This window comes from Mesorhizobium sp. M0862 (genome assembly GCF_040319795.1).
Lineage (GTDB): Bacteria > Pseudomonadota > Alphaproteobacteria > Rhizobiales > Rhizobiaceae > Mesorhizobium.
On the sequence record NZ_JAMYOJ010000021.1, the window covers coordinates 86764 to 111960 of the forward strand.

Here is a 25197-nt window from a genome sequence, read left to right on the forward strand (position 1 = left end):
CGCCCAAAGCCTGCCCTCGGGCCTGACCCAAGGGCGCGCTGCGGTTTGGGCGATGATATGGATAGCCGGATGAGCTTCAAAGTCGCCATTATCGGCCGGCCCAATGTCGGCAAATCGACGCTTTTCAACCGATTGGTGGGACGGAAGCTGGCGCTTGTCGACGACACGCCGGGCGTCACCCGCGACCGTCGCGTCCACGCGGCCAAACTCTACGATCTGCATTTCGATGTCATCGACACCGCCGGCTTCGAGGACGCCGCCGCCTCGACGCTGCCCGGCCGCATGCGCGCGCAGACCGAGATCGCGATCCGCGAAGCCGACCTGATCTTCTTCACCATCGACGCCAAGTCCGGGCTTTTGCCCGACGACCGCACCTTTGCCGAGATCGTGCGCAAGTCCGGCAAGCCGGTCGTGCTGGTCGCCAACAAGGCCGAGGCCAAGGGCGCCCAGGGCGGCATGCTGGAAGCCTGGGAACTGGGCTTGGGCGAGCCGATCCCGGTCTCGGCCGAGCACGGCCAGGGCATGCCCGATCTGCGCGACGCGGTGATCGAGGCGCTGGGCAAAGACCGCGCCTTCGGCGAGGAAGAAGACGAGGCCGAGGACGTCGCCGCCAGCGAGGTGCTGATCGGCGAGGACATCACCGATCCCGACGCCGAACCCGCCTATGACGACACCAAGCCGATGCGCATCGCCGTCGTCGGCCGGCCCAATGCCGGCAAGTCGACGCTGATCAACGCGCTGATCGGCGAGGAGCGGCTGTTGACCGGCCCGGAAGCCGGCATCACCCGCGATTCCATCTCCGTCGACTGGGACTGGCATGGCCGCCGGCTAAAACTGTTCGACACTGCCGGCATGCGCCGCAAGGCCAGGATCCACGAGAAGCTGGAAGTGATGTCGGTGCAGGACGGCTTGCGCGCCATCCGCTTTGCCGAGATCGTCATCATCGTGCTCGACGCCACCATCCCGTTCGAGAAGCAGGATCTGCAGATCGCCGACCTGATCATCCGCGAAGGCAGGGCGCCGGTCATCGCCTTCAACAAATGGGACCTGATCGACAATCCGCAGGAACTGCTGACGGAACTGCGCGAAAAGACCACACGGCTTTTGCCGCAGGTGCGCGGCATCCAGGCGGTGACGGTTTCGGCCGAGACCGGCCGCAGCCTCGACAAGCTGATGGATGCCGTCATCAAGACGCACAAGGTGTGGAACAGCCGCGTTTCCACCGGCAAGCTCAACCGTTGGCTGGAAAGCATTCTGGCGCATCACCCGCCACCCGCCGTCGCCGGCCGCCGGCTCAAGGTCAAATATGTCACCCAGGCCAAGACCCGGCCGCCGGGTTTCGTCGTCCAGTGCTCGCGGCCCGACGCGATGCCGCAATCCTACGTGCGCTACCTCTCCAACAGCCTGCGCGAAGCCTTCGACATGCCCGGCGTGCCGATCCGGATAGCGCTGCGGACTTCGGACAACCCGTTCGCGGGGAGAGCGAACAAGCGCAAGTGAGCGATGACGGTTGCGGAATTCTCCGCAAGATTGGCGGGACAGCACCCCCCTCTGCCCTGCCGGGCATCTCCCCCGCAAGGGGGGAGATCAGTCGTTTCGTCTTTGGAGCCTCTCTTGCAACGTTGAAAATTGGCGAAAGCATTCGCGAGATCCAATCTCCCCCCTTGCGGGGGAGATGTCCGGCAGGACAGAGGGGGGTGTGACGGAACGCTACGCTGGACAGCCGCTTCCGTCTAAGCGACCTCTCTCAACCGCTCGTCCTGCGGCAGCGCCGCCACCGCCGCGTGCCACAATATATCCGCCAGCCGCGCCGCCACCGGGTCCAGTTCGGCGTCTTTCTGGTGCAGCACCAGCGCCATGGTCGGCAGCGCGGGTAAGCCCAGCGTTTGCGGCGCCATCGCCCTGACATTGGCCGGCAGGCCGATATCGGTGCGGATCGTCAGGCCGAGGCCGGCGGCGACCGCCGCCCAGATGCCGCCAAGGCTGGGGCTGGAGAAGGCCATCCGCCATGGCAGGCCGGCGCGGTCGAGCGTTTCCGTCGTCACTGTGCGCAGCAGGCATGGCGCTTCCAGCGCCACCAGCGGCAGTGCCTCGCCCTCGCGCAGCCTGGTCTCGATCAGCTTTGCCGGCCCGATCCAGCGCAATTGCGCGTCGCCGACATGCCGGCTGTAAGGCAGCGCCTGGCCGCTGTCCCAGGCCAGCGCAATGTCGAGATTGCCTGATGTGATCCGCTCGGCGAGTTCATAGCTGCGCCCGATCCGCGCCTCGATCTTGACCTTGGGGTGCGCGCGGGCGAAGCGTCCGAGCACCTCCGGCAGCACCGCCTCGCCGAAATCCTCCTGCAGGCCGAGCCTGACCCAGCCTTCCAGTTCCACGTCGTGGATGGCCGAGGCCGCCTCGTCGTTCAACTCGAGCAGCCGCCTGGCATAGCCGAGCATGGTTTCGCCGGCTTCGGTCAACGCCAGTCCGCGGCCCGACTTGCGGAAGATCGGCGTCGCCGCCTGGTCCTCCAGCTTCTTCAGTTGCGCGCTCACCGCCGAGGTCGAGCGTCCAAGCCGGTCGGCGGCCTTGGCGAAGCTGCCGAGTTCCATGCCGGTGACGAAGCTTCGGAGGACATCGAGGTCGAAGGTTACGCGGCGCATCTCAACGATCCTGTTTTTCGGGAACGATTGTCAAAAAATTCCCGATATTCGGGATGAAGTTATGGCGGTAAAGACGAGGCGTCAAGGTCCCGAGAGGGCATCAACAGGAGTCCCGCCATGTCGATTGCCGACGCAAATTGTGAGCCAGGCCGGGTTGGCCGAGCCGCCGCCGTCACGTCGAAGGCTGAACGATTTCGCGCCAATCATCGCTGGAAGGTGCTTGGCATCGGCGTTGCCGCCAATGCCAGTTTCTCCGCCACCTTCGCCGGCATACCGGCGGCGGCGGTGTTTCTGCGGTCGGGCTATCACTTGAGCAATGGCAATCTCGGTCTGGTCCTCGGCCTTCTCGGACTGGGCGTCGCCTTGAGCGAACTGCCCTGGGGTCTGCTCACCGACCGCTGGGGAGATCGCGGCGTGCTGTTGACCGGCCTTGGTGCGACCGCGGCGTGGCTCGCCCTGATGGCGTTGTTCATCGTGCCCTCAGTGACCTATGTGCCTGGCGTCGCAATGCTGGCCGCATGCCTTCTGGTCGCCGGCCTGCTCGGCGGCAGCGTCAACGGTTCCAGCGGCCGCGCCATCATGGCCTGGTTCCACGAAGGCGAACGTGGCTTTGCCATGAGCATCAGGCAGACCGCGGTGCCGCTCGGCGGCGGGCTCGGCGCGCTGGTCCTGCCGTCGCTGGCATCGGTGCACGGTTTCGCGGCGGTCTTCGGGCTGCTGGCCGCCATGAACGCCGTCTCTGCGCTGTTTGCCTGGCGATGGCTGCACCAGCCGCCGGAACTGGACAATGCCGGCAGCATGGCCATGGCAAAGTCGGGCGGTCCGGCGCCGCTGCGCAATGTCGAGGTCTGGCGCATCGCCACCGCCATCGGCCTGCTCTGCTTTCCGCAAGTGGCGGTGCTCACCTTCGCCTCCGTCTTCCTGCACGATTTCGCCGGCATGGCCACGCTCACGATCAGCGCCAGCCTTGCCGCGGTGCAGACCGGCGCGATGGTGATGCGCGTCTGGAGCGGCCGCTACACCGACCGCCACGGCAACCGCCGCTCATTCCTGCGGCTCTGCAGCGTGACGAGCGCGTTTGGCTTCGCGGCCGTCGGCCTGCTGGTCCTGGCGGCAGGAGCCACGCCAGACGCCCATGCCGCGTTGATCCCGGCGATTGCCGTGCTGCTGGTCGTCGCCGGCATTTCGGTCTCCGCCTGGCATGGCGTGGCCTACACCGAACTCGCCACGCTTGCCGGTGCCAGCCGCGCCGGAACCGCGCTCGGTCTTGCCAACAGCTTCGTCTTCATCGCCTTCTTCGTGGTGCCGACCGCCATTCCGGCTTTGCTGCTCATCTGGTCGTGGCCTGGCGTCTGGCTGGTGGGCGCGCTCTGCGCCATGATTGCATGGCCAATTTTCCTGCGGCCGAACTGACGGGCTGCCGGCCGGCAAACGGCGTCCCATTTCGGGCCGCTTCGGAACAACACGATCGACCGCGTTAACCCCGCATCAAGGTTAATGCTTCACTTTGGCTCTCCAGTGGCTCAGTTGCGTTTCTGGAGAGTTCCCCGTGCATCGACGTGTCCTGAAGCGGCTGGCCGCCGCCGCCGGTGAGAAAAAACGTTCCTTCGTATCGCCATTGGTCATCGGGCTCGGCATCTGGATCGGCTTTCCAACCGTCGTCGCCTACCAGGACATGGGCAGCCTGATTTCCGGCCTCGAAGCTTCGGGCACCCGCTGGAACTCTTATGTCGAGCGATCCGTCGCCGGCTCGGTTCATGCCGCCGAAATGCCTTTCATCGATTCCGTCACCACCGGTTCGCTCTCGGGCTCGGGCGTACGCCTGCCCGGCGTCGGCAAGGTCTCGTTTCGCGGCAAGGGCAATGTCGCCGGCGTCACGCCCGACGAAGACCGCGTGATGCGCGCCGACAAGAAGGGCCGCATCATCCAGGTCTCGCCGGTGGCGCCGCCGAAGAACTTCAATGCCGGCTCGATCTTTCAGCGCACGTCCTCGCTGCTGCGGCCGAGCATGGACAGCGGCCTGAAGCTCGCCTTCGCCAAGCCCGGCATCAAGGGCAAGGAAATCCAGATCGCCCAGGCCTTCCATACCAACCTGGACAAGAAGCCCGATCCCGGCGTGCCGGCCATGCTTGCCGCGTTGGTCAACAATGACAGACCGGACGTGCTGGCCACCGCCTATGCCCAGGCCGAACCCGATTACGCCAAGGCCTCACCCTTCGAGGCGCTGCTGCAGGACGAGGAGCCGAGCAGCGGGCGCTTCATTCCGCCGATGGCCAAGGGTGACCACTCGTGGATTCAGAACCCGCTGCCGGCCAGTGTCTTCTCCACGAAGGAGCAGGCCTGCCTCGCCAACGGCATCTATTTCGAGGCGCGCGGCGAATCCGTGCGCGGCCAGGCCGCCGTCGCGCAGGTCATTCTCAACCGAGTCCGCAATCCGGCCTATCCGAACTCGATTTGCGGCGTCGTCTACCAGAACGACAACTGGCTGAACCGCTGCCAGTTCTCCTTCGCCTGCGACGGCCGCAAGAAGCGCATCGAGAGCCCCGCCCACTACAAGACCGCCCAGGACGTCGCGATGGCGGTCACCGCCGGCAAGATATTCATTCCCGAAGTCGGCTCATCCACCCACTACTACGCCAACTACGTCCATCCGGGCTGGGCGCGCACGATGCAGAAGATGACCAAGATCGGCCTGCATATCTTCTACCGCACCTATGGCGGCGGCTGGAGCTGAGCCCTTCGGTTTGCCTGTCGCAAACGAACCGCAAAGGCCCTGGAAGCCGAAATCGGACAGCGGTCGCCGGACGGATTCGGGGCATGTGCCGACCCGATAGTGCCGGGCACGATGTCGCACCTCGCCAAGTGATTGATTCCAATAGAAAAAATACATGGCTTTGAAGTCCCGCCCGTGGCTTGACGGGCGCAAACCCTCTAACTATGTTGCCGGCGACTTTAGAAGCGGACGGACGGTGACGGTCTGACCGGGCAGGGGGGTTACGATGGCCGACAAGAACGGGCCAGACGGAACCGGAGAAACCGGCCGCGGCAGCAAGCACGAGGCCGACATCCGCGACGAAGATCTCGAACGCCGCCGGCGTGAGCTTGGAGCATCGCTTGCGACAAGACGGCCGGATCAGCTCGAGGGGAATGACGGCGCGAAAGCGACGGCCGGATATGGCCAGGCGCTCAAGCTGTCCAGCGAGTTCATCGCCGGGATAGTGGTGGGTGTGGGCCTTGGCTGGTTTCTGGATCGCGTGGCGGGAACCTCGCCATGGGGTCTGGTCGTCGGCTTGTTGCTGGGCTTTGGCGCCGGCGTGCTCAATGTCCTGCGTTCGTCAGGTGTTGTGGCGGAATTCGGAAAAAGCGAGAAGTCGCACGATCCGAAAGAATGAAATGGCGCGCCGCCAATGGCGCACAAGGACACTTAAGGCCGCTCGCGGTTTTGACGGGGATGTAAATGGCTGCTGACAAGGTCGATCCGATCCACCAGTTCCATATCGTCAAGCTGATTCCGATCAATATCGGAGGCTATGACCTGTCCTTCACCAATTCGTCCCTGTTCATGGTCGCGACCGTGCTCGTCGCATCGGCGTTTCTGTACCTCTCGACCGCAAGCCGCAGCCTTGTTCCCGGGCGCCTGCAGTCGGTTTCGGAAATGGGCTACGAGTTCGTCTCCAACATGCTGCGCGACGCCGCCGGAACGCAGGGCATGAAGTTCTTCCCCTTCGTGTTCTCGCTGTTCATGTTCGTGCTGGTCGCCAACCTGCTTGGCCTTTTCCCCTACTTCTTCACCGTCACCAGCCACATCATCGTCACCTTCGGCCTCGCAGCCCTGGTGATCGGAACCGTCGTTGTCTACGGCTTCACGAAGCACGGTCTGGGCTTCCTCAAGCTCTTCGTGCCGCACGGCGTTCCGGTGTTCCTGTTACCGCTGGTGGTGCTGATCGAGGTGATCTCCTTCGTGTCGCGCCCGGTCAGCCTCTCGGTTCGTCTGTTCGCCAACATGCTGGCCGGCCACATCACCCTGAAGGTGTTTTCGGGCTTCGTCGTCAGCCTGAGCGCGCTCGGCGCCGTCGGCGTTGCCGGTTCGGTGTTGCCGCTGGCCATGGCAGTCGCGCTGACCGCGCTGGAATTGCTGGTCGCTTTCCTGCAGGCCTACGTTTTTGCGGTGCTGACCTGCATGTATCTGAACGACGCCCTGCATCCCGGGCACTGACCTTAGAATTTCCGGCATCTTTCGCCGGATGGAATTGCAACGGAATTACAGATCCAAAGGAGTTTAAAATGGACGCAGAAGCAGCAAAGTACATCGGCGCCGGTATCGCTTGCCTGGGCATGGGCGGCGCGGGCATTGGCCTCGGCAACATCTTCGGCAGCTACCTGGCGGGCGCCCTGCGCAATCCGTCGGCCGCCGATGGCCAGTTCGGCCGCCTGATTTTCGGCTTCGCCGTGACCGAAGCTCTGGGCATTTTCTCGCTTCTCATCGCGCTTCTCGCCCTGTTCGGCTGAGCCCCTGTTCGGCCAATTATCGGTCGGACGAGCATTGGGAAGAATTGGCTGGCCGCATTCCTGCGGCCATGCCTGATATCAGGGGATAGTCCATGTTCGTGACATCTGCGTTTGCGCAAGAGTCCGCACCCGCCGCTGAAGGCGCCCACACCGGTACGGAAGGCGACACGCATTCCGGCACCGGCGTGCCTGCCGAGGCGCACGGCACGTTCCCGCCATTCGATCCGGCGACGTTTCCGTCCCAGCTTCTGTGGCTGGCGATCACGTTCGGGCTGTTCTATTTGTTCCTGAAGAAGGTGGTGATGCCGCGCCTTGGCGGCATCATCGACGTCCGCAGCGATCGCATCACGCAGGACCTCGACCAGGCCGCCAAGCTGAAGGGCGAGGCCGACGCCGCCGTTGCCGCTTACGAGCAGGAACTGGCGGAAGCCAAGGCCAAGGCCAACGCGATCGGCCAGCAGGCCAACGACGCTGCCAAGGCTGAAGCCGAGGCTGCCCGCAAGAAGGTCGAGGCCGCCCTCGACAAGAAGCTCGGCGAGGCCGAGGCCAGCATTGCTTCCATCAAGGCCAACGCCATGAAGGAAGTCGGCACGATTGCCGAGGACACCGCTTCAGCCATCGTCGATGCGCTTGTCGGCGGCAAGACGAGCAAGGCCGAGATCTCGGCTGCGGTCAAATCCGTGGCCCGGTGAGGAGCACATCATGGACGCCACATCTCTCGCAACGCTTTGGGCAACGGTTGCCCTCGTCATTTTCCTCGGCGTTGCCGTTTACATCAAGGTGCCAGGCCTGATCGCCAAGTCGCTCGACGCCCGTGCGACCAAGATCAGCGACGAGCTTGCGGAAGCCCGCCGGCTGCGCGAAGAGGCCCAGCAACTGCTCGGCCAATACCAGAAGAAGCGCAAGGAAGCCGAGCAGGAGGCCGCAGCCATCGTCGCTGCCGCCAAGCGCGAGGCCGACATGCTTGCCGCCGAGGCGCACAAGAAGACCGAAGACTATGTCACCCGTCGCACTGCGCTTGCCGAGCAGAAGATCGGCCAGGCAGAGCGCGAAGCCGTCGCCGAAGTGCGCGCCAGCGCCGTCGACATCGCCGTCGAGGCGGCCCGCACGCTGCTCGCCGGCAAGATCGACGCCAAGGCCGGCGCCGACCTGTTCAAGTCCGCGCTGCAGGACGTGAAGGCCAGGCTGAACTGAGCGGCGTTAACTCGCTGACATCAAGCCGCCCGGGCAACTTGGCGGCTTTTTTGTTGAGCGCGGACAATCTGCCCCCTTGAGGGGGAGATGTCGCCAAAGGCGACAGAGGGGGTCGGTGCGACCGGGCGCGACGCTCTTTCTGCGGCCAGTAAGGGCTAGCGCTTCACGCGCGGCGACCCCCTCTGGCCTGCCGGCCATCTCCCCCTCAAGGGGGGAGATTACCATTACTCCAACCCGGCGAAGCTCTCTTCCTCAACCACCTCAACTCCACCCAGCCTGAACGGCGCGAATGACGCCCGGTGCAGCCTTGCCACCGGACCATGCGCTTCGATCGCGGTGCGGTGCCGCACGGTGGCGTAGCCCATATGGACTTCGAACCCGTAGCGTTCGTGGTGGCTGCCGCAGCCGCACATCATGCGGTCGCGCATCACCTTGGCGACAATCGAGGCGGCGGCGATCGATTGCGAGCGCTGGTCGCCCTTGATCAGCGCGCGGCCTTCGCAGAGGAGGCCCGGCGGCACATCGCGGCCATCGGCCAGCGCCAGCTTCGCCTGGATCGGCAGGCCGGCAAGGGCGCGGCGCATGGCTTCCAGGCTGGCCTTGAGGATGTTGCTGCCGTCAATGCCTTCGGCGCTGACCGAGGCCATCGACACGCCGAGCGCTGACCCCAGGATTTTCAGGAACAGCGCCTCGCGCTGCAAATGGTTGAGCCGTTTGGAATCGTCGAGCCCGTCGGGAATGTTGGCGGGATCGAGGATCACGGCCGCCGCCACCACCGGCCCCGCCAGCGGACCGCGGCCGGCCTCGTCCATGCCTGCCACCGGCCACAGGCCTTCGGCCATCGCCTTCGTCTCGAAGGAGAAATCGGGCTTTTCGACGATTTCGAAAAGAAGCGGAGAATCGGAACGTGCGCGAGCCATGTTGCGGCGAGGTTCGCATCGGCTCCGATTCTCCGCAAGTCCCTCCAGGGTCGAGTGGGGCAAGACCGGGAGGGCACCGTCTGCAGGCCAGGGGACAGGCCGGACGGGATTCTTGGGTCGCCTGACAGCCACGAGGGCAGGGCAGGCGCTACTCTCAGAGCAGCATCAGCTGCTCGGTCGCCTTGGCGGCGGCGACAAACTGGTCGGTTCGGAGCGTGCGCCGCTCGGCGTTGAGGCCGAGCCGCTTGGCCGTGATCTCGAAGCGCCGGCCGATCTGCCAGGCATAGGGGCCAGCGCCTTTCATCCGCTTGCCCCATTCCGAATCATAGTCCTTGCCGTCGCGCATCGAACGGATCAGCGACATCACGTGCCGGTAGCGGTCGGGATAGTGGCGCAGCAGCCAGTCCTTGAAGATCGGCGCCACCTCGAGCGGCAGGCGCAGGATCACATAGCCGGCCTCGCGGGCGCCTGCGGCGCGTGCCGAATCGAGGATGCGCTCCATCTCCTGGTCGGTCAGGCCGGGAATGATCGGCGCCACCATGACAGAGGCCGGGATGCCGGCATCGGAAAGCTGCCGGATCGCCTCAAGCCGCTTGGTCGGCGTCGACGCGCGTGGCTCCATGGTGCGCGCCAGCATGCGGTCCATCGTTGTCACCGACAGCGCCACCTTGGCCAAGCCCCGTTCGGCCATGCGCGACAAGATGTCGATGTCGCGCGTCACCAGATGGGATTTGGTGACGATGCCGACCGGATGGCCGCGCGCCTCCAGCACTTCGAGGATCTCGCGCATAATCCGGTATTGTTTCTCGATCGGCTGGTAGGGATCGGTGTTGGTGCCGATCGCGATGGTGCGCGGCTGATAGCCATCCTTCGACAGTTCCTTGTCGAGCAGCCGCGCCGCATCCGGCTTGGCAAACAGCTTCGCTTCGAAATCCAGCCCCGGCGACAGGCCCATGAAGGAATGCGTCGGCCGGGCGAAACAATAGACGCAGCCATGCTCGCAGCCGCGATAGGGGTTGATCGAGCGGTCGAAGGAAATGTCGGGCGATTCGTTGCGGGTGATGATGGTGCGCGGCTTCTCGACCTGCACTTCGGTCTTGAACGGCGGCAATTCCTCCAGCGAATTCCAGCCGTCGTCGAACACATGCCGGCTGACCGGCTCGAACCGGCCGGACGGGTTGATGCCCGCGGAACGGCCGCGGTTGCGATCCGGACGGACGCGCATGCCGCTCTGTTCGATCATCGCATTGGCCATCTCGGCTCGCCCTGCTCCGAAAGCAGCAATGTCCGCACGCACGATATGTTCCATTTTGGCCCTTTCCCAAGGACTGTCGGCTGGCTGTCGAATCGCTCTGTTCATGAAAATAATCCTATTTCGCTGATGAGAACAAAGCAAGAACTTTTTCGTTGGCCATGCACAACTGGCGCTGCGCCGGGCTTTCCGCTATTCGGCTAAAAATGCTCAGCGTTCTGATCGAAACCCGGGATGACGAAGAAGGCCTTGCCCGCACGCTCGCCTCGTTGATCGGCGGCGCGGTCGAGGGCGTGGTGCGCGATGTCATCGTGTGCGACACCGGCTCGACCGACCAGACGCATCGGGTTGCCGATCATGCCGGCTGCCACTTCGTGGCCGGCGGCATTGCCGCGGGAATCAGGCAGGCGAAGGGTGACTGGCTGCTGTTTCTGGAACCCGGCGCAAGGCTGGCGGAGGGCTGGATCGACGACGTTGTCGCTCACACGGCGCGGCAAACCATGCCGGCGCGCTTTTCCCGTGCGCGCGGCAGCCGCACGCCGTTCCTGTCACGGGTGTTTTCGGGCAACCGGGCGCTGGCCGAAGGGCTGGTCATCAGCAAGCGCCAGGCCGCTGCCCTGTCGAAGAACGCGCACAGCGCCGAAGCCCTTGCGCGCGGTCTCGCCACCAGGCGGCTCGACGCCGAAATCTGGCTGGCGCCGAAGAAGTGATGTTTCTCCCTTTTCCCGTTCCCAGGGAGAAGGGTGCCCGAAGGGCGGATGAGGGGCAGCGTCGGCGTCTCATCCGCATTGGCACGGTCGCAGCACCATCCCTCTTTTTCGCCGCAAAAAGCTATTGTGCATTGCACAAAAGCTGACGCGGGATTAGCATTCCGTTGATGCGGGATATCGGGGTTTGGGTAGTGCCGGAGCGGTAAGCAAGCGCCGCGTCGTCGTTGCTGCCGTTCATATCTGAGGACCCCGATGAACCTTTCGTCCCCCGACAAATCCGGCGCCCCCAGTCTGGAAGCCATTGCCCGCAACGGCAGCCTGCTCCGCCGCATTGCGGTGCGTATCCCGACCTATCTGTCCGACCTGCGCGAAAATCCCGCATGGCTGCCGATGTTCGTGCTTGCCCGCACCATGCCGGCGCGCAAGCTGCACTGGCTTGGCGCCAAAGCCGCGCGCCCCGCGCAGAGTGCCGGAGCGACGATGTTCAGGGGCGTCGACCTCAAGTCGATCGTCGCGGCGCTGCGCACCGATGGCCTGTTCTCCGGACTGGTCCTGCCGCAGGCAATCCACCAAGAGATCGCCAGCTTCGCTCAGAGCACGCCGTGCTTCGGCAATTTCGACCGCCGGCTCGAATTCATGCCCGGAGAACACGCAGAAGCCGAGAAGCGGTTCGGCCGCTCTTTGCTCAGCGGACACTATTTCGAGCGCATCCTCGGCTGCAAGGCGGCACTCGCCATCCAGAACGACCCGCTGCTGCTCGACATCGCCGAGCACTATCTGGGCGGGCAGGCGAAGCTGATCACCACGCGTGTCTGGTGGAGCTTTCCGACAGGCGAGGCTTCCGACGCCGACAAGAACCTTGCCTCGCTAGGCAAATATCATTTCGATCTCGACGACTGGCGGATGCTGAAATTCTTCTTCTATCTCAAGCCCTGCGATGCCGGCACCGGCCCGCACGTCTATGTCAAAGGCAGCCACAACAGGCGCAGCCTCAAGCACCAGTTGACGCTGCTGGTCGGCCATCCGGCGCAAGACGTGCTCAAGGTCTATGGCGACGACAGCCCGGTCACGCTGACCGGCGAGGCCGGCCTCGGCTTCGTCGAGGACCCGTTCGGCTTCCACATGGGCACCGTGCCGTCCACCACGCCACGGCTGATGATGGAGGTCGGCTTCGGCGTCTCGCCGCCCTCGCGCCGCCGCTTCCACGGCGAGCCGGTCATCCGCTGACGCCGGAGCGGATCTCGACCGGCATCCAGCGCGCTTGCCGCCGGGCAATGCGACCCTCTTTGTTCTCGGCATCATAGTCCATTGGGACCGGCTCGCGGTTGAACCGCGGCCGGTCATCCAGCGCATTGACGATGACGATCGCTCTCGGTTCGCCGTCGGTGGTCACAGCAGCGACATAGACGCCGCAGTCCCGGCAGATGAGATAATCGGCGGTGCGCAATCCGAACCGGTATCGGTGCAGCCGCGCCTCGTCCTCGACCGAGACGATCAATCGGCCCTGCGGATCGGCAGCGGCGCGCGAACCATGCCGGACACAGAACGCGCACTGGCAGGCGCGGATCTCCACCTCGGCCGGCTCGATTCCCGTTTCGAACGTCAGGTGGATGTTGCCGCAATGGCAGCCGCCGCGGTGCGCGCTCATTGGATCTCTTCCGTCTTGACTTGGCGACAGACTATCCGCCCGACGACCCGGAGGAAATGACCTCTCGAAGGCGCAGCCGCCATTCTGCCTGACAAAGGCAGCACTTGGCCGGCTTTGCCTTGGTTTACGAGGCGGCCTTGCCGCGCCGCAAATGCTCGTCCAGGCGCGGCATGATCTCGACGAAGTTGCAGGGCATGTGGCGGTAGTCGAGCTGCGGTTTCAGGATGCCGTCCCAGGCGTCCCTGCAGGCGCCGGGCGAGCCCGGCAGCACGAAGACGAAGGTGGCGTTGACGACGCCGCCCGTCGCCCGACTCTGCACTGTCGAGGTGCCGATCTTGTCGTAGGAAATGCGGTGGAACACTTCGGAAAAGCCATCCATGCGCTTCTCGAAGATCGGCTCCAGCGCCTCCGGCGTCACGTCGCGGCCGGTAAAACCGGTGCCGCCGGTGGTGATGACGACATCGATGTCTTCGTCGCGCGACCAGCCCAGCACCTTGTCGCGGATTTTCTCCCGGTCGTCGGTGACGATGTCGCGCGCGGCCAGGACATGGCCGGCCTCGACGATGCGATCGGCCAGCGTCCGCCCTGATTTGTCGTCGGCAAGGCTGCGCGTATCGGACACCGTCAGCACCGCGATGCGCACCGGGATGAAGGGGCGGCTTTCGTCAATTTTGGTCATCGGCCCCCTCTGAAGCGATGCTTCGTGTCGCGGCGACAAACCACTCCGGTTCGCGGCTGCGGATCTCGGCGGCGGCGCGCTTGGCGACATTGCCGGTCTCGAACAGTCCGAAGCATGTCGCGCCGGAGCCCGACATGCGCGAGAATCCAGATCCGGCCCTGTTCAGCAGGGAAAGCGCTCGGCCGATGGGCGGCTGGATCGCCTGCGCCGCCGGTTCGAGATCGTTGCGGGTGATCTCCAGCCAGTTGCGGACACTGTGGAAGTCAAATGCACGCGGCAGCGGCGGCAATCCCTCATTGTCGCGTTTCTCAAGTGCGTTGAACACATCAGGCGTCGAGACGGCGACGCCGGGATTGACCAGCACCAAAGCGAGCGCCGGAAAATCCGGCACCAGCGACAGCTCGTCGCCGACGCCACGCGCAACCAGCGGTTTTGCCGCAAGACACATCGGCACGTCGGCGCCGAGCGTGAGACCGATCCGGCTCAGTTCGGCCTCGCCGATGTCGAGCCCCCAGGTCCGGACAAGACCCTGCAATACCGCCGCCGCGTCGCTTGAGCCGCCGCCGACGCCGGATGCGATCGGCAGGTTCTTTTCCAGCCGGATGGCAACCGGCGGCGTGCTCTGCTGGCCGGCCTGCCTGCGCAGCGCCTCGCGCGCCTTCACCACCAGATTGCTGTCGTCGATCGGCACGGAAGTCGCGTAACGGCCCGATACGGAGAACCGGTCGGCGTCGGCAGGCTCGATCTCGACCCTGTCGCCGAAGCGGGTGAAAACGACCAGGCTCTCGAGCAGATGGTAGCCGTCGGCGCGCTTGCCGGTGACGTGCAGCGCCAGATTTATCTTGGCGGGCGCAAGCCACGTCCGGGCTGCGGCATCCAAACTGTCGGCTGCTGACGGGATGATGATCAGTCCTTGGCCAGGCGGTACTCGCCGGTCTTGGGATCCTGGACCAGCGTGCCGTTGGTGCCGTTGGCTGCCTGCTTTTCGGTGCGCCGCACCTTGGCGGTCACACGTTCGGCCTCGCGGACGAAGGTGCGGTAGCCGAAATAAGCGGCTGCGCCGACAACTGCGAAGAAAATGATCTGTGGCATTTCAAAGCTCCTCCCTCGCAAGGCGGCAAGGCAGACTGTCAAGCCCTCATGCTAGACGCTTTCCCTGCTTTTTCAAAGCCCGAAGCGAGCCCACAATGCGCGCTCTTCCGCCGCATCGATCACGCCGCTTGCGGCGGCGGCGGCAATATCGGGCGCTGAAAAGTTCGAGCCGAACAGGCCGATGCGGCCAAACAGGCCACGCGGCGCGGTGACCAGCCTGAGCTGGGTTTTCGCGCCGAAGCGGGTTTTCAGTACCGTGCGCATGTCGCTCAACGCATCGACGAGGCCAAGCTCCAGCCCTTTCTTGCCGGTCCAGAACAGGCCGGTGAACAGGTCCGGATCGTCCTTCAGCTTGGTGCCACGGCGTTCCCTGACCAGGTCGATGAAGGTCTCGTGCACTTCCAGCTGCAGCGCCTTCAGGCGCTCGACGTCTTCCCTCTTCTCCGGCTTGAACGGGTCGAGCACCGCCTTGTTCTGGCCGGCGGTGTGGACACGGCGCTCGACACCGATCTTCTTCATCAACTCGGGAAAGCCGAACGAGGCCGAGACGACACCAATCGAACCGACGATGGAGGACGGATCGGCAAAGATCTCGTCGCCGGCGACCGCGATCATGTAGCCGCCCGAGGCCGCCACATCCTCGACAAAGACCAGCACCTTTTTGTTCTTCTCGACCGCGAGGTCGCGGATGCGCTTGAAGATCAGCCGCGACTGCACCGGCGAGCCGCCAGGCGAATTGATTGAAATGGCGACGGCGGGCGCATCGAACAGGAACGCCTTTTCGATGAGGGCGGCGGTGGACGCCAAGGACAGGCTCGGCCGGAACGGGCCGCCGCCGGCCATGATGGTGCCATGCAGCCTGATGACGGGAATGGTGACGACGCTGGATCGCCAGGATTTCGGCAGCAGGCGGTTGAAAAGGCGTTTCACGAGGTGGCTGTCTCCAAATGGCTTCAACGCATGTAGGGATTTGCCGGTCAACGGCAATGCTGCAATCCATCTCAGCCAACTGTGTGCCGGTTTTGCGGCAACGACACTGACGGGCCTAAATCAATCGCCAAACAGCGACGCCAGTCCGTTGTTGATCATCTCGGTTCGTTCCGACGGGCCGTCGCCCGTTTGCCCATGCAGCATCAAAGGCGGGCGGATCGACAGCTTGCCGCGCGCGCCGAGCGCTGCCCTGACCACAATGCGGATTGCGGCTGCTTCCGGGCGCGGATGCACGGCCAGCATCTCGGCGTCGCCGAAGCGGCCCGACAGCGCATCGAGGAGGTCGCCAAGCTGTTCCGGCCGCGCAATGACGGCCAGGCCCCCGCGCGGCTTGGCGACGGCAGCCGCACTCCGGATCCAGCTTTCGAACAGCCCGTCGTCCATGACATGCGCCTGCCGCCGCAGCGGATCTGGCGTGGCGCGGTCTTGCGCCGCGTTGAAGGGCGGGTTCATGATGACGAAATCGAAGGAATTGTCGGCGAGGCCGGCTTGCGTCCGCGCTCGGCCTGACAGCGTGACGTCGGCGGTCAGCACCGAGGCGCGATTGCCGAGATGCGCATTGCCGGGATGGGCGAGCGTGGTTGTGGCGAAGCCTGCCATCTCGGCCGACCGTTCGACGAGCACGACCTGCGCCTCTGGGCAGCGCGACAGCACGGCGAGACCCGCCGCACCGGCGCCGGCGCCGAAATCGGCGAGGCGTCCAGAAAAACCGGATGAAACTGCTGCCGCCAGCATCATGGCATCCATCCCGGCGCGATGCCCTGTCCTGGGCTGGACCAGCCAGAAGCGGCCGCGATGGAAGGCATCGACCGTATGGGCCGGCGTATCGCTGGTAAGCGCGCTCGCTTCAGCCATTATGTCTGGCGGATTTCGTTCTCGATGCCGGCGTCTTTCAAGATGCGCCGCGCCTGATCGGCCTGGTCGGCATCGACCATCACGCGCTTCTGCAAAAGACCGATCGACCCTTCGAGAATGCTCATGTTCTGGTCGGCGACGAAGCAGGCGATCCCGGCATCGCGCATCAGCGATTCGACGAAGGAGATGATCACGGCATCGTTGGTGCGCACGAGTTCTATCATCGGACGAAGTTCGCAGGTTGCAGCGTTGATGTAAACGCCGGAGCATGGCGCCGAAAAGTGTGGAGCGGTTTCCGGGCAACGGCATGCGGTCGCTAAGGTTGACACGCCGTCACCGCAGCCGCGCCAATTCGCCTCTTGCCGTGCCCGTATGTGCCGCCCTAGAGTCCCAGGCGGGACCAGGGTGCCGTCGCACGCGTGATCAAAGACGGGAGTGTTTGTTGGTGGGTGTCGTTCTCAACATCGAAAACGGGAAGCGGGAACCCGCCTCCATCAAGGATCTCATCGACCTGACAGCAGCCGATATGGGGCGCGTCAACAAACTGATCCTGTCCAAGGCCGGCTCCGACGTCGAGATGATCCCGGAGGTCGCCAACCATCTGATCTCGTCGGGCGGCAAGAGGCTGCGGCCGATGCTGACGCTCGCCGCGGCCCAGATGTTCGGCTATTCCGGCGAGGGCCACGTCAAGCTCGCCACCGCGGTCGAGTTCATGCACACCGCCACGCTGCTCCATGACGACGTGGTCGACGAGAGCGGCATGCGGCGCGGCAAAAAGACTGCCCGCATGATCTGGGGCAACCAGGCGAGCGTGCTGGTCGGCGATTTCCTGCTCGGCCAGGCTTTTCGCATGATGGTCGATGTCGGTTCGCTGGAAGCGCTCGATATCCTGTCCAGCGCCGCCTCGATCATCGCCGAGGGCGAGGTGATGCAGCTGGCGGCAGCCAAGAACCTGGATACCACCGAGGACGAGCATTTCGCCGTCATCAAGGCCAAGACCGCGGCGCTGTTCTCGGCTGCCGCCGAGGTCGGTCCGGTCATCGCATCGGCGACGCGCAACGATCGCGCCGCATTGCGCTCCTACGGCATGAATCTCGGCCTTGCCTTCCAGCTCATCGACGATGCGCTGGATTATGGCGGCTCCAGCCAGGAGCTGGGCAAGAATGTCGGCGACGATTTCCGCGAAGGCAAGGTTACGCTGCCGGTCATCCTCGCCTACCGGCGCGGCACCAAGGCCGAGCGCACCTTCTGGAAGCGCGCCATCGAGGACAATGTCACCGACGATGCCGGACTGGAAAAGGCCATCGGCCTGATGACCCGCCATGGCGCCATTGCCGACACCATCGGACGCGCCCGCCATTTCGGCGAGATCGCCCGCGACGCGCTGGCGCCGCTGGAGGCGACGCCGCAGAAATCGGCGCTGATCGACGTCATCGACTTCTGCATCAGCCGGGTGAACTGACCCGCGCCTGGCGCCAAAGCAAGTTTGCACGCAAAATCGGGCAATCACCGCTCGACAATCGGCAGCAGTGCAAATTATCTATAAAACATGGCAAAGACCGCAGACGACACCATCGCCGTGCGCATCAGCAAGGTGCTGGCGGATCGCATCATATCGGGTGCGATCGAACCCGGCGCCCGGCTGCGGCAGGATCACATCGCCGAGGAATTCCAGACCAGCCATGTCCCGGTGCGCGAGGCCTTTCGGCGCCTGGAGGCGCAAGGGCTGGCGGCCAGTGAGCCCAGGCGGGGCGTACGCGTCGCTGCTTTCGATCTCGGCGAGGTAAGGGAAGTCGCCGAAATGCGGGCAGCGCTCGAAGTGTTGGCGCTGCGCCATGCCGCGCCGCATCTGACGGCTTCCATTCTCAATCTTGCCGAAGAAGCCACAAAGGCCGGCGACAAATCCCGCGATGTCCGCTCTTGGGAGGAGGCCAACCGCACCTTCCACCGGCTGATCCTGGCGCCCTGCGGCATGCCGCGGCTCATCGCCACCATCGACGATTTGCACGCAGCAAGCGCCCGCTTCCTGTTCGCCGCCTGGCGCTCGGAATGGGAAATCCGCACCGACCAGGATCATCGCGCGATCCTCAGCGCGCTGCGGCAAGGCAACACCGAATCGGCCGCCGCCACGCTTGGCCGGCACGTGCAGTGGATCGGCCAGAAACCAGTCAAGACCGCGTCGGGCAAGATGCGCGAAGCGTTTGCCATCGTCGGGTAGGGACGAAGGGACAAGTCGTCGGATTCCGCGCGTAGCGATCCTTCACACCCCCTCTGTCCTGCCGGACATCTCCCCCGCAAGCGGGGAGATCAACAGCTTTGCCGTTGCGTTAGTCCTGCAACGTCGGCCATTGGCGAAAGCAAAGGCGACATCCGATCTCCCCACTTGCGGGGGAGATGGCCGGCAGGCCAGAGGGGGGTGCTGTCCCGCCAGCCTTTCCAAATGTCCTTTATTCGACACGCAAGCCCAAGCCTTTTTAGGGGTGAGGGTTGCCATTCCCGCGCAAATATGGATTCGATAATAGATCGAACAACAAAATTATCTATAATTTCAAACCAGCTAGGAAGCAACCATGACCGACATCGCCTTTTCGCCGTCCAAGCCGTCCTTCAGCCCGTTGCGCCCGCAAACCCGCTCGCATAGCTGGCAGGCCGCGGCCGTCGTCCTCGGTACGCTGTTTCTGGCGCTGTTGTCCCAGATCGAGGTGCCGATGGTGCCGGTGCCGGTCACCATGCAGACCTTCGCCGTGACGCTGGTTGGCGCACTTTATGGCTGGCGGCTTGGCGCCATGACCATCATCGCCTGGCTCGCCGAGGGCGCCGTGGGCTTTCCTGTCCTGTCCGGAGGGGCAGCGGGCGCGTCGTATTTCGTCGGGGCAACGGGCGGTTATCTCTTCGCCTTCCCTCTCGTCGGCGCGCTTGTCGGCTGGCTGGCCGAGCGCGGCTGGAACGGCAACCGCGTGCTGCTCGCCTTCGCCGGCATGGTCCTCGGCAACCTCGCCTGCCTGGTTCTCGGCACGGCCTGGCTCGCCGTCATGATCGGCCTCGAACAGGCCATCGCCTTCGGTTTCCTGCCGTTCCTCGTCGGCGGCCTGCTGAAATCGGCGCTCGGCGCCGCGACGCTCAAGCTGTTTTGGAGCAACAAGGCGGACCCGGCAGGAGCATGATCCCGAAAAGTGGAGTCCGGTTTTCGGAAGAGATCATGCTCAAACAAAAAAATGGAGCCCCATCCCGATACCATCGGGATGGAACAGGCTCCGCTGGCGCGTCCTGACCGATGACCGTCCGGCTGCGCTCCCACCATCTGCTTTGCCTGCTGACCTATATCGGCGAAGGGTACAGCGCAGCCTTCGTCGCCAACTATGACGTGATCGCGAAACGTCTGGGCCGGGGCGAGGATATTCTGATCGTCTCCGGCCCCGACGACATCTGCCGGCCGCTGCTCGGCGAGGCCGAGCCCCACTGCTTGCGCGAAAGCGCCGCAGGCCGGGACGAGCTGGCAGCACGCGATGTCGGCAAGCTGCTGGCCCGGCCCATCGAGGCGGGCGTCCGTCTCAGCCTCGACGCGGCAACGCTTGCCGCCTCGCGCGCGGCCTTTTCAGCCGGCGTGACGCGTGAGGCCTGCCAGGGTTGCGAGTGGGCCGGCCTGTGCAGCACGATAGCGGCAGGCGGATATCGCGATGTCAGGCTGTAGCTCCCAACCCCGATCTGCTATTGTCGGAACCGACAGTGTCTGCGTCGCCATGGTTTGTTAATCGGGTGACCCGATTGTGAATTCGGCCCGGATTGAAGCCTGACCCCAAAAAGGCCATGCTTTGTCAGGAAACATCGAGTCTATGGCTTCTCCGCGCCGACGCGGGATGGCGCTTGGCTGAAAGGGATACGATGCGGCAAGGACGTGCGCACTGGCTCGCAGGGCTGGCAATTGTGGCAGGGATGGCGATTTCTCCGCTGCCTGCCTACGCCAAGGAATCGACCGACCCGGTCAAGATCACCTCCTTCTCGGGCGCCTATCTCGCCGCCCGCATCGCCGAAGGCGACAACGACCTCGACAGTGCCATCGCTTATTACAAGCAGGCGCTCGCCTTCAATCCTGGCGACACCTCGCTGCAGCAAAGCCTGATGCTGTCGCTGATCGCGCAAGGCCGCTTCGAGGAATCGCTGGTCTATGCCGACAAGCTCAAGGCAGTTCCCGACGTCGAGCGCTTCTCGCGTCTGGCTCTGGCGGTCGATTCCTTCCACAAGAAGGATTTCACCAAGGCGCAGTACTGGCTCAAGCTGTCGCTCGAATCCGATCTCGACCGGCTGATTTCCGGCGTCATGTCCGGCTGGGCACAAGAGGGCGCCGGCGACCCCACCGGGGCGATGGCCTCGATCGACAAACTGCAGGGGCCTGACTGGTTCGGCCTGTTCAAGTCCTTCCACCGCGCGCTGATCGCCGATGCCGCAGGCCTATCGGACAAGGCCGACGCGCTTTATGACGCGACCCTGACCGACGTCACGGCCGGCGGTGCCGCGCCCGAGACATGGATGCGCAACGCCCAGGCCTACGCGTCTTTCCTGGCGCGCAAGGGAAACAAGAACAAGGCGCTCTACGTGCTCGACAAGGCCGAGGCGTTCGCGCCCGGCAAGCTCGACATCCAGGCGCTTCGCGACAGGATCAGCAAGGGCGACAAGATCGAGCCCTTCCTCGCCAGTCCCTCCGAAGGCGCCGCTGAAATCCTGCTCGACCTCGCCATCGCGCTCAATCGCGGCGGCGGCGAGCCGTTCGTGCGCCTCTATCTGCAATATGCGCTCGCGCTCAAGCCCGACAGCGACGCCGCTTTGGTGCAGCTTGCCGCCGTTGCGGAGCAGCTGAAGGACGGCGAAGGCGCCATTGCGCTCTATAGCCGCATTCCAGCCTCCTCGCCGCTGAAGGAGCTTTCCGACCTGCAGCTCGGCCTCAACCTTGCCGATCTCAACCGTCACGACGAGGCTATCGCCCATCTCAAGGCATTCGTCGAAGCTCACCCCGATGACATGCGCGCCTATCTGGCGCTGGGCGGGGTCTATGCCTCGAAGGAAGATTTCCGCTCCGCCGCCACTCTCTACGACAAGGCGGTCGCGGTGCTGAAGACGCCGACCAATGCCAACTGGAACATCTACTATCAGCGCGGCATCGCCTATGAGCGGCTGAAGGAATGGCCCAAGGCCGAACCGAACTTCCTCAAGGCGCTGGAACTGTTCCCCGACCAGCCGCAGGTACTGAACTATCTCGGCTATTCCTGGGTCGACATGAACATGAACCTCAAGGAAGGCCTGGCGATGATCCAGAAGGCCGTCGACCTCAGGCCGAGCGACGGCTACATCGTCGATTCGCTGGGCTGGGCCTATTTCCGCATGGGCCGGTTCGACGACGCCGTGCGCGAAATGGAGCGCGCCGTGTCGCTCAAGCCGGAAGATCCGGTGCTCAACGACCATCTCGGCGATGCCTATTGGCGCGTCGGCCGCAAGCTCGAAGCCACTTTCCAGTGGAATCAGGCGCGCGACCTGAAGCCGGATCCCGATGTGCTTGCCATTTTGCAGCAGAAGCTGATGAAGGGCCTGCCGCCGATCGAATCCAACACGGCGCAGGAAACCCCGAAGGTCAAGCCGGCCACCCCGCCAGCGCCGAAGGGGTGATCGGGCCATACTTCTGATGAAACGGGGCTCGCTGAGCCCCGTTTTTTCGGCTTGGCATCTTAGAGCAATTCCAGGAAAGTGTGCGCGGTTTTCCGTTCGGAATTGCGACAGAAACAAAGAGATAGAGACGCCCTATCGCGATCGTCATTCTGTGGCGGAGCAAGGAGCAAGGAGCGAAGCGACGCGGCGCAGACCATAGAAGCCATGCCGTGACCTTAAGGCGTTGCGAGGGTGCAGAATTCTGCTCCGCTTCGTTCTTCGATCAAGGTCACGGAATGGATTCCAGGTCTGCGCGACGCCGCTTGGCGGCTGCTTCGCCCTGGAATGACGAAGTCGGGAAGGCTTTCAGCCAATCTCCAGCGTTGGCGCTCATTCTAGAGCGCGTCGCGCTGAAACGGATTCATACGACGCGCTTTAAGTCTTTGTTTTGATGCATGTCGTTGTCCCAGAGCCGCGGCACACTTCTGGGCGACATGCATTAGAACAGCTTTCGGTAGACGACGAACCCCGAGAGATCGCCGATCTTGTTATAGAGCTTCATCGCCGTGTGGTTGGTTTCGTGTGTCAGCCAGTAGACGCGGCTGGAGCCTGCGGTTTGCGCCCTGGTATAGACGTCTTCGATCAGTGCCCGGCCGACGCCCTTGCCGCGCGACGCCTCATTGGTGAAGAGGTCCTGCAGATAGCAGTTCGGCGAAATCGCCGTCGTGGTGCGGTGGTAGAGATAATGGACAAGACCGAGAAGCTTGCCTTCGCTCTCCGCGACCAGCGCATGCATCGGCTCATAGGCATCGAAGAAGCGCGACCATGTCATTGCAGTGATGTCACCGGGCAGGGCGGTCTCGCCCGAGCGGCCGTAAAACGCATTGTAGCCGTCCCACAGCGGCAGCCATTGCTCGTAATCCTCTCGGGTGACGGGGCGTACGGTGAACTGGCCTTGCATGGCTGAACCTTTGTCGTTGAAGCTGGGCGAGCAAACGGCCACCGGCACCGTCCGGCAATGGGCCAGTCCGAAGCAAAGCGTTCAACCTCTCATCAAGGCGGCGATAGGCGCTGCCTTGACGCCTACCGGCCCGGCAACTAGGGAATGGCATCATTTCAGCGCTTTCCGAGGCCGCCGTGACGTCAGACAGTCCAGCCCATATGCATCCCAGCCGCTCGTTCCAGGGGCTGATCCTGACCCTGCACAATTACTGGGCCGCCTATGGCTGCGTCATCCTGCAGCCTTACGACATGGAAGTCGGCGCCGGCACCTTCCATCCGGCCACCACGCTGCGCGCGCTCGGGCCCAAGGGCTGGAACGCCGCCTACGTCCAGCCCTCGCGCCGGCCCAAGGACGGCCGCTACGGCGAAAACCCCAACCGGCTGCAGCATTATTACCAGTACCAGGTGATCCTGAAGCCCAACCCGCCGAACCTGCAGGAACTCTATCTCGGCTCGCTCAAGGCGATCGGCGTCGATCCGTTGCTGCACGACATTCGCTTCGTCGAGGACGACTGGGCAAGCCCGACGCTTGGCGCCTGGGGGCTCGGCTGGGAGTGCTGGTGCGACGGCATGGAAGTGTCGCAGTTCACCTATTTCCAGCAGGTCTGCGGCATCGAATGCGCGCCGGTGGCGGGAGAACTGACCTACGGCCTGGAGCGGCTGGCCATGTATGTGCAGGGCGTCGACAATGTCTACGACCTCAACTTCAATGGCCGAGAAGGCGCCGAAAAAGTCACCTATGGCGATGTCTTCCTGCAGGCCGAGCAGGAATATTCCAGGCACAATTTCGAATATGCCAACACCGCCATGCTGCTCAGGCATTTCGAGGACGCCGAAGCCGAATGCAAGGCGCTGCTCGCGGCCGGCGCCCCGGCTTCGAACGACAATCTGCCGATGCACCGCATGGTCTTCCCGGCCTATGACCAGTGCATCAAGGCCAGCCACGTCTTCAATCTGCTCGACGCGCGCGGCGTGATTTCGGTGACCGAGCGGCAGAGCTACATCCTGCGGGTGCGCAATCTGGCGAAGGCCTGCGGCGAGGCGTTCCTCCAAACCCAGGCCGGCGGCCTCGCCGCCTGAGGCTCACTTCATCATTTCGGGGGACATGTTGATTGGGGCCAACATCGGGCCAGTCGATCCGGCCATGGTCCGCAAAGCCTGCCGTACGCCCGGCATCGCGAAGGCGCCATGGGCCTGCGCGGTCAAACAGGCGCTGAGCGCGATGATCTGCAGAAGTCTCGATGCCGTTTTCATGGTCGTTCAGCCAATAAGTTCCCTGCCTGAGCGTTCGTCGCTTCAGCGCTGCGTTTGGTTCATGGAAATCTTTGATCAAAGGACGGGCGGGCTGGTTGCGGCCCGACAGGGGCGGTCAAAATTTCTGGAAACAGCGGTCAGCCGAGTTGCTATGCCCTCTTACCTCCCCCTAGATGGGGGAGGTCGCCGCGAAGCGGCGGGTGGGGGTGACAGCGCGACGTTCCATGCCAAAACTCGATCGATTCAAGCTGCAGTCTGCGCAAAGGCTTCGCGCGGCGATGACCGACGAGGAACGCATCCTGTGGCGGCATCTGTGGCGCATTCCAGTAGAAGGCACTCATTTTCGCAGGCAGGCGTCGGTAGGCGTTTACTTCCCTGATTTCACCTCCCACCGGCTGAAGCTGATCATTGAGGTGGACGGTGTCCATCACAGCTTCGATGACCAACAGCACCATGACGAACGTCGAACGAAATGGTTTGAGAGCCAGGGTTATCGAGTCATCCGCTTCTGGAACCATGAAATCAAAAACGAACTGGATTCCGTGCTCGATACGATCTATGCGGCGGTGGAAGAACGAAAATCACACCTGCGTTTGCGCGATGGTGCCGAAGGTATCGGCGGCTGAGAGGTCGCCACCCCACCCCGGCGCTACGCGCCGACCCTCCCCATCGAGGGGAGGGTGGGAGCCTAACTATGCCTGATCTGCTTCTAGAACTTCGCTCCGAGGAAATCCCCGCCCGGCCGCGCAACCGCAGCGCCGGAGGCGCGAGGACGCGCAATCAGGGAGAAGGCATGCGGGTGGAGAAACTCTG

Annotated in this window: 29 protein-coding genes; 17 read left to right on the forward strand and 12 right to left on the reverse strand. The window is 64.0% G+C overall.

The window, feature by feature from the left end:
* Nucleotides 1–69 precede the first annotated feature (69 nt).
* Nucleotides 70–1500 carry a ribosome biogenesis GTPase Der gene (gene der / locus NKI15_RS25915; RefSeq protein WP_023668490.1) on the forward strand — a complete coding sequence of 477 codons (1431 nt, stop codon included), beginning with the start codon at nucleotides 70–72 and terminating at the stop codon, nucleotides 1498–1500.
* 233 nt (nucleotides 1501–1733) lie between these two features.
* Here the strand turns inward: der and NKI15_RS25920 are convergent, their stop codons facing one another.
* Nucleotides 1734–2642 carry a LysR substrate-binding domain-containing protein gene (locus NKI15_RS25920; protein WP_023668489.1) on the reverse strand — a complete coding sequence of 303 codons (909 nt, stop codon included), beginning with the start codon at nucleotides 2640–2642 and terminating at the stop codon, nucleotides 1734–1736.
* A 117-nt stretch (nucleotides 2643–2759) separates the two neighbouring features.
* On the opposite strand from NKI15_RS25920, the gene NKI15_RS25925 reads away from it, so the two are divergent.
* The 7 genes from NKI15_RS25925 (at nucleotide 2760) to NKI15_RS25955 (ending at nucleotide 8345) form a co-directional block, all read left to right on the forward strand.
* Nucleotides 2760–4055, forward strand: a complete 1296-nt coding sequence (locus tag NKI15_RS25925) for an MFS transporter (RefSeq protein WP_352460057.1) — start codon at nucleotides 2760–2762, stop codon at nucleotides 4053–4055.
* A 136-nt stretch (nucleotides 4056–4191) separates the two neighbouring features.
* Nucleotides 4192–5376 carry a cell wall hydrolase gene (locus NKI15_RS25930; protein WP_352444409.1) on the forward strand — a complete coding sequence of 395 codons (1185 nt, stop codon included), beginning with the start codon at nucleotides 4192–4194 and terminating at the stop codon, nucleotides 5374–5376.
* A 265-nt stretch (nucleotides 5377–5641) separates the two neighbouring features.
* On the forward strand, nucleotides 5642–6034 hold the full coding sequence (locus NKI15_RS25935; RefSeq protein ID WP_023668486.1) for an AtpZ/AtpI family protein: 393 nt from the start codon (nucleotides 5642–5644) through the stop codon (nucleotides 6032–6034).
* A gap of 65 nt (nucleotides 6035–6099) precedes the next feature.
* Nucleotides 6100–6858: a F0F1 ATP synthase subunit A gene (locus NKI15_RS25940; RefSeq protein WP_352514474.1), complete on the forward strand. Its 759-nt coding sequence runs from the start codon at nucleotides 6100–6102 to the stop codon at nucleotides 6856–6858.
* Between the two features lie 68 nt (nucleotides 6859–6926).
* Nucleotides 6927–7151 carry a F0F1 ATP synthase subunit C gene (locus tag NKI15_RS25945; RefSeq protein ID WP_006206606.1) on the forward strand — a complete coding sequence of 75 codons (225 nt, stop codon included), beginning with the start codon at nucleotides 6927–6929 and terminating at the stop codon, nucleotides 7149–7151.
* A gap of 92 nt (nucleotides 7152–7243) precedes the next feature.
* Complete coding sequence (locus NKI15_RS25950) at nucleotides 7244–7843, forward strand: F0F1 ATP synthase subunit B (protein ID WP_023684380.1); 600 nt, start codon at nucleotides 7244–7246, stop codon at nucleotides 7841–7843.
* Nucleotides 7844–7853: 10 nt separating this feature from the next.
* Nucleotides 7854–8345, forward strand: a complete 492-nt coding sequence (locus NKI15_RS25955; protein WP_023668483.1) for a F0F1 ATP synthase subunit B — start codon at nucleotides 7854–7856, stop codon at nucleotides 8343–8345.
* A gap of 224 nt (nucleotides 8346–8569) precedes the next feature.
* Here the strand turns inward: NKI15_RS25955 and rnhB are convergent, their stop codons facing one another.
* Both rnhB and NKI15_RS25965 read right to left on the reverse strand, forming a co-directional pair.
* Nucleotides 8570–9265: a ribonuclease HII gene (gene rnhB / locus NKI15_RS25960; RefSeq protein ID WP_023747565.1), complete on the reverse strand. Its 696-nt coding sequence runs from the start codon at nucleotides 9263–9265 to the stop codon at nucleotides 8570–8572.
* A gap of 154 nt (nucleotides 9266–9419) precedes the next feature.
* Complete coding sequence (locus tag NKI15_RS25965; protein WP_023684378.1) at nucleotides 9420–10574, reverse strand: PA0069 family radical SAM protein; 1155 nt, start codon at nucleotides 10572–10574, stop codon at nucleotides 9420–9422.
* A 149-nt stretch (nucleotides 10575–10723) separates the two neighbouring features.
* Between NKI15_RS25965 and NKI15_RS25970 the strand changes: the two genes are divergently transcribed.
* Together NKI15_RS25970 and NKI15_RS25975 are read left to right on the forward strand one after the other, a co-directional pair.
* Nucleotides 10724–11227 (forward strand): glycosyltransferase, encoded by a 504-nt coding sequence (locus NKI15_RS25970; protein WP_023684377.1) that lies wholly within the window; start codon nucleotides 10724–10726, stop codon nucleotides 11225–11227.
* Between the two features lie 252 nt (nucleotides 11228–11479).
* The gene (locus tag NKI15_RS25975) at nucleotides 11480–12454 is read left to right on the forward strand and encodes a hypothetical protein (protein WP_352514475.1); all 975 of its coding nucleotides are present in this window, start codon (nucleotides 11480–11482) and stop codon (nucleotides 12452–12454) included.
* On the opposite strand, the gene NKI15_RS25980 is transcribed toward NKI15_RS25975, so the two are convergent.
* The 7 genes from NKI15_RS25980 to NKI15_RS26010 form a co-directional block, all read right to left on the reverse strand.
* The gene (locus NKI15_RS25980; RefSeq protein WP_023709898.1) at nucleotides 12444–12875 is read right to left on the reverse strand and encodes a GFA family protein; all 432 of its coding nucleotides are present in this window, start codon (nucleotides 12873–12875) and stop codon (nucleotides 12444–12446) included. The genes NKI15_RS25975 and NKI15_RS25980 overlap by 11 nt on opposite strands.
* 124 nt (nucleotides 12876–12999) lie before the next feature.
* Entirely contained in the window at nucleotides 13000–13554 is a 555-nt protein-coding gene (gene moaB, locus NKI15_RS25985) for a molybdenum cofactor biosynthesis protein B (protein ID WP_023732120.1), read from the reverse strand.
* A complete protein-coding gene (locus NKI15_RS25990) occupies nucleotides 13541–14434 on the reverse strand; it encodes a 4-(cytidine 5'-diphospho)-2-C-methyl-D-erythritol kinase (RefSeq protein WP_023747562.1) in 894 nt (297 codons plus the stop codon). The genes moaB and NKI15_RS25990 overlap by 14 nt, the downstream gene beginning before the upstream one ends.
* Before the next feature lie 26 nt (nucleotides 14435–14460).
* Nucleotides 14461–14646, reverse strand: coding sequence for a membrane protein (locus NKI15_RS25995; RefSeq protein WP_023668475.1), 186 nt, complete (start codon nucleotides 14644–14646; stop codon nucleotides 14461–14463).
* 72 nt (nucleotides 14647–14718) lie between these two features.
* Nucleotides 14719–15576: a S49 family peptidase gene (locus NKI15_RS26000; RefSeq protein ID WP_023668474.1), complete on the reverse strand. Its 858-nt coding sequence runs from the start codon at nucleotides 15574–15576 to the stop codon at nucleotides 14719–14721.
* 120 nt (nucleotides 15577–15696) lie between these two features.
* Nucleotides 15697–16491, reverse strand: coding sequence for a tRNA1(Val) (adenine(37)-N6)-methyltransferase (locus NKI15_RS26005; protein ID WP_023696580.1), 795 nt, complete (start codon nucleotides 16489–16491; stop codon nucleotides 15697–15699).
* Entirely contained in the window at nucleotides 16491–16715 is a 225-nt protein-coding gene (locus NKI15_RS26010; RefSeq protein ID WP_023692106.1) for a putative signal transducing protein, read from the reverse strand. The genes NKI15_RS26005 and NKI15_RS26010 overlap by 1 nt, the downstream gene beginning before the upstream one ends.
* A 221-nt stretch (nucleotides 16716–16936) precedes the next feature.
* Here NKI15_RS26010 and NKI15_RS26015 point away from each other — a divergent pair, with 221 nt between their 5' ends.
* The 5 genes from NKI15_RS26015 (at nucleotide 16937) to NKI15_RS26035 (ending at nucleotide 22149) form a co-directional block, all read left to right on the forward strand.
* Nucleotides 16937–17953, forward strand: coding sequence for a polyprenyl synthetase family protein (locus NKI15_RS26015; RefSeq protein ID WP_023668471.1), 1017 nt, complete (start codon nucleotides 16937–16939; stop codon nucleotides 17951–17953).
* 87 nt (nucleotides 17954–18040) lie between these two features.
* Entirely contained in the window at nucleotides 18041–18709 is a 669-nt protein-coding gene (locus NKI15_RS26020; RefSeq protein WP_023702055.1) for a GntR family transcriptional regulator, read from the forward strand.
* 352 nt (nucleotides 18710–19061) lie between these two features.
* Nucleotides 19062–19655, forward strand: coding sequence for a biotin transporter BioY (locus NKI15_RS26025; protein ID WP_352500448.1), 594 nt, complete (start codon nucleotides 19062–19064; stop codon nucleotides 19653–19655).
* A gap of 110 nt (nucleotides 19656–19765) precedes the next feature.
* Complete coding sequence (locus tag NKI15_RS26030; RefSeq protein ID WP_023735592.1) at nucleotides 19766–20182, forward strand: DUF1284 domain-containing protein; 417 nt, start codon at nucleotides 19766–19768, stop codon at nucleotides 20180–20182.
* Nucleotides 20183–20373: 191 nt separating this feature from the next.
* Nucleotides 20374–22149, forward strand: coding sequence for a tetratricopeptide repeat protein (locus tag NKI15_RS26035; RefSeq protein WP_352514503.1), 1776 nt, complete (start codon nucleotides 20374–20376; stop codon nucleotides 22147–22149).
* Between the two features lie 478 nt (nucleotides 22150–22627).
* Here NKI15_RS26035 and NKI15_RS26040 read toward each other — a convergent pair whose 3' ends face one another.
* A complete protein-coding gene (locus tag NKI15_RS26040) occupies nucleotides 22628–23089 on the reverse strand; it encodes a GNAT family N-acetyltransferase (RefSeq protein ID WP_352514476.1) in 462 nt (153 codons plus the stop codon).
* A 176-nt stretch (nucleotides 23090–23265) separates the two neighbouring features.
* On the opposite strand from NKI15_RS26040, the gene NKI15_RS26045 reads away from it, so the two are divergent.
* Complete coding sequence (locus tag NKI15_RS26045) at nucleotides 23266–24210, forward strand: glycine--tRNA ligase subunit alpha (RefSeq protein WP_023687115.1); 945 nt, start codon at nucleotides 23266–23268, stop codon at nucleotides 24208–24210.
* A gap of 3 nt (nucleotides 24211–24213) precedes the next feature.
* On the opposite strand, the gene NKI15_RS26050 is transcribed toward NKI15_RS26045, so the two are convergent.
* The gene (locus tag NKI15_RS26050; RefSeq protein WP_352500447.1) at nucleotides 24214–24384 is read right to left on the reverse strand and encodes a hypothetical protein; all 171 of its coding nucleotides are present in this window, start codon (nucleotides 24382–24384) and stop codon (nucleotides 24214–24216) included.
* A gap of 224 nt (nucleotides 24385–24608) precedes the next feature.
* Between NKI15_RS26050 and NKI15_RS26055 the strand changes: the two genes are divergently transcribed.
* Nucleotides 24609–25010, forward strand: a complete 402-nt coding sequence (locus NKI15_RS26055; RefSeq protein WP_023732115.1) for an endonuclease domain-containing protein — start codon at nucleotides 24609–24611, stop codon at nucleotides 25008–25010.
* Nucleotides 25011–25197 lie beyond the last annotated feature (187 nt).

Excerpts from the sequence above, each read along its gene's own strand:
- der (WP_023668490.1), top strand. The coding sequence starts at position 70 with ATGAGCTTCAAAGTCGCCATTATCGGCCGGCCCAATGTCGGCAAATCG.
- NKI15_RS25920 (WP_023668489.1), bottom strand. The coding sequence starts at position 2,642 with ATGCGCCGCGTAACCTTCGACCTCGATGTCCTCCGAAGCTTCGTCACC.
- NKI15_RS25925 (WP_352460057.1), top strand. The coding sequence starts at position 2,760 with ATGTCGATTGCCGACGCAAATTGTGAGCCAGGCCGGGTTGGCCGAGCC.
- NKI15_RS25935 (WP_023668486.1), top strand. The coding sequence starts at position 5,642 with ATGGCCGACAAGAACGGGCCAGACGGAACCGGAGAAACCGGCCGCGGC.
- NKI15_RS25940 (WP_352514474.1), top strand. The coding sequence starts at position 6,100 with ATGGCTGCTGACAAGGTCGATCCGATCCACCAGTTCCATATCGTCAAG.
- NKI15_RS25945 (WP_006206606.1), top strand. The coding sequence starts at position 6,927 with ATGGACGCAGAAGCAGCAAAGTACATCGGCGCCGGTATCGCTTGCCTG.
- NKI15_RS25950 (WP_023684380.1), top strand. The coding sequence starts at position 7,244 with ATGTTCGTGACATCTGCGTTTGCGCAAGAGTCCGCACCCGCCGCTGAA.
- NKI15_RS25955 (WP_023668483.1), top strand. The coding sequence starts at position 7,854 with ATGGACGCCACATCTCTCGCAACGCTTTGGGCAACGGTTGCCCTCGTC.
- rnhB (WP_023747565.1), bottom strand. The coding sequence starts at position 9,265 with ATGGCTCGCGCACGTTCCGATTCTCCGCTTCTTTTCGAAATCGTCGAA.
- NKI15_RS25965 (WP_023684378.1), bottom strand. The coding sequence starts at position 10,574 with ATGGAACATATCGTGCGTGCGGACATTGCTGCTTTCGGAGCAGGGCGA.
- NKI15_RS25970 (WP_023684377.1), top strand. The coding sequence starts at position 10,724 with ATGCTCAGCGTTCTGATCGAAACCCGGGATGACGAAGAAGGCCTTGCC.
- NKI15_RS25975 (WP_352514475.1), top strand. The coding sequence starts at position 11,480 with ATGAACCTTTCGTCCCCCGACAAATCCGGCGCCCCCAGTCTGGAAGCC.
- NKI15_RS25980 (WP_023709898.1), bottom strand. The coding sequence starts at position 12,875 with ATGAGCGCGCACCGCGGCGGCTGCCATTGCGGCAACATCCACCTGACG.
- moaB (WP_023732120.1), bottom strand. The coding sequence starts at position 13,554 with ATGACCAAAATTGACGAAAGCCGCCCCTTCATCCCGGTGCGCATCGCG.
- NKI15_RS25995 (WP_023668475.1), bottom strand. The coding sequence starts at position 14,646 with ATGCCACAGATCATTTTCTTCGCAGTTGTCGGCGCAGCCGCTTATTTC.
- NKI15_RS26005 (WP_023696580.1), bottom strand. The coding sequence starts at position 16,491 with ATGGCTGAAGCGAGCGCGCTTACCAGCGATACGCCGGCCCATACGGTC.
- NKI15_RS26010 (WP_023692106.1), bottom strand. The coding sequence starts at position 16,715 with ATGATAGAACTCGTGCGCACCAACGATGCCGTGATCATCTCCTTCGTC.
- NKI15_RS26020 (WP_023702055.1), top strand. The coding sequence starts at position 18,041 with ATGGCAAAGACCGCAGACGACACCATCGCCGTGCGCATCAGCAAGGTG.
- NKI15_RS26025 (WP_352500448.1), top strand. The coding sequence starts at position 19,062 with ATGACCGACATCGCCTTTTCGCCGTCCAAGCCGTCCTTCAGCCCGTTG.
- NKI15_RS26030 (WP_023735592.1), top strand. The coding sequence starts at position 19,766 with ATGACCGTCCGGCTGCGCTCCCACCATCTGCTTTGCCTGCTGACCTAT.
- NKI15_RS26035 (WP_352514503.1), top strand. The coding sequence starts at position 20,374 with ATGCGGCAAGGACGTGCGCACTGGCTCGCAGGGCTGGCAATTGTGGCA.
- NKI15_RS26040 (WP_352514476.1), bottom strand. The coding sequence starts at position 23,089 with ATGCAAGGCCAGTTCACCGTACGCCCCGTCACCCGAGAGGATTACGAG.
- NKI15_RS26050 (WP_352500447.1), bottom strand. The coding sequence starts at position 24,384 with ATGAAAACGGCATCGAGACTTCTGCAGATCATCGCGCTCAGCGCCTGT.
- NKI15_RS26055 (WP_023732115.1), top strand. The coding sequence starts at position 24,609 with ATGCCAAAACTCGATCGATTCAAGCTGCAGTCTGCGCAAAGGCTTCGC.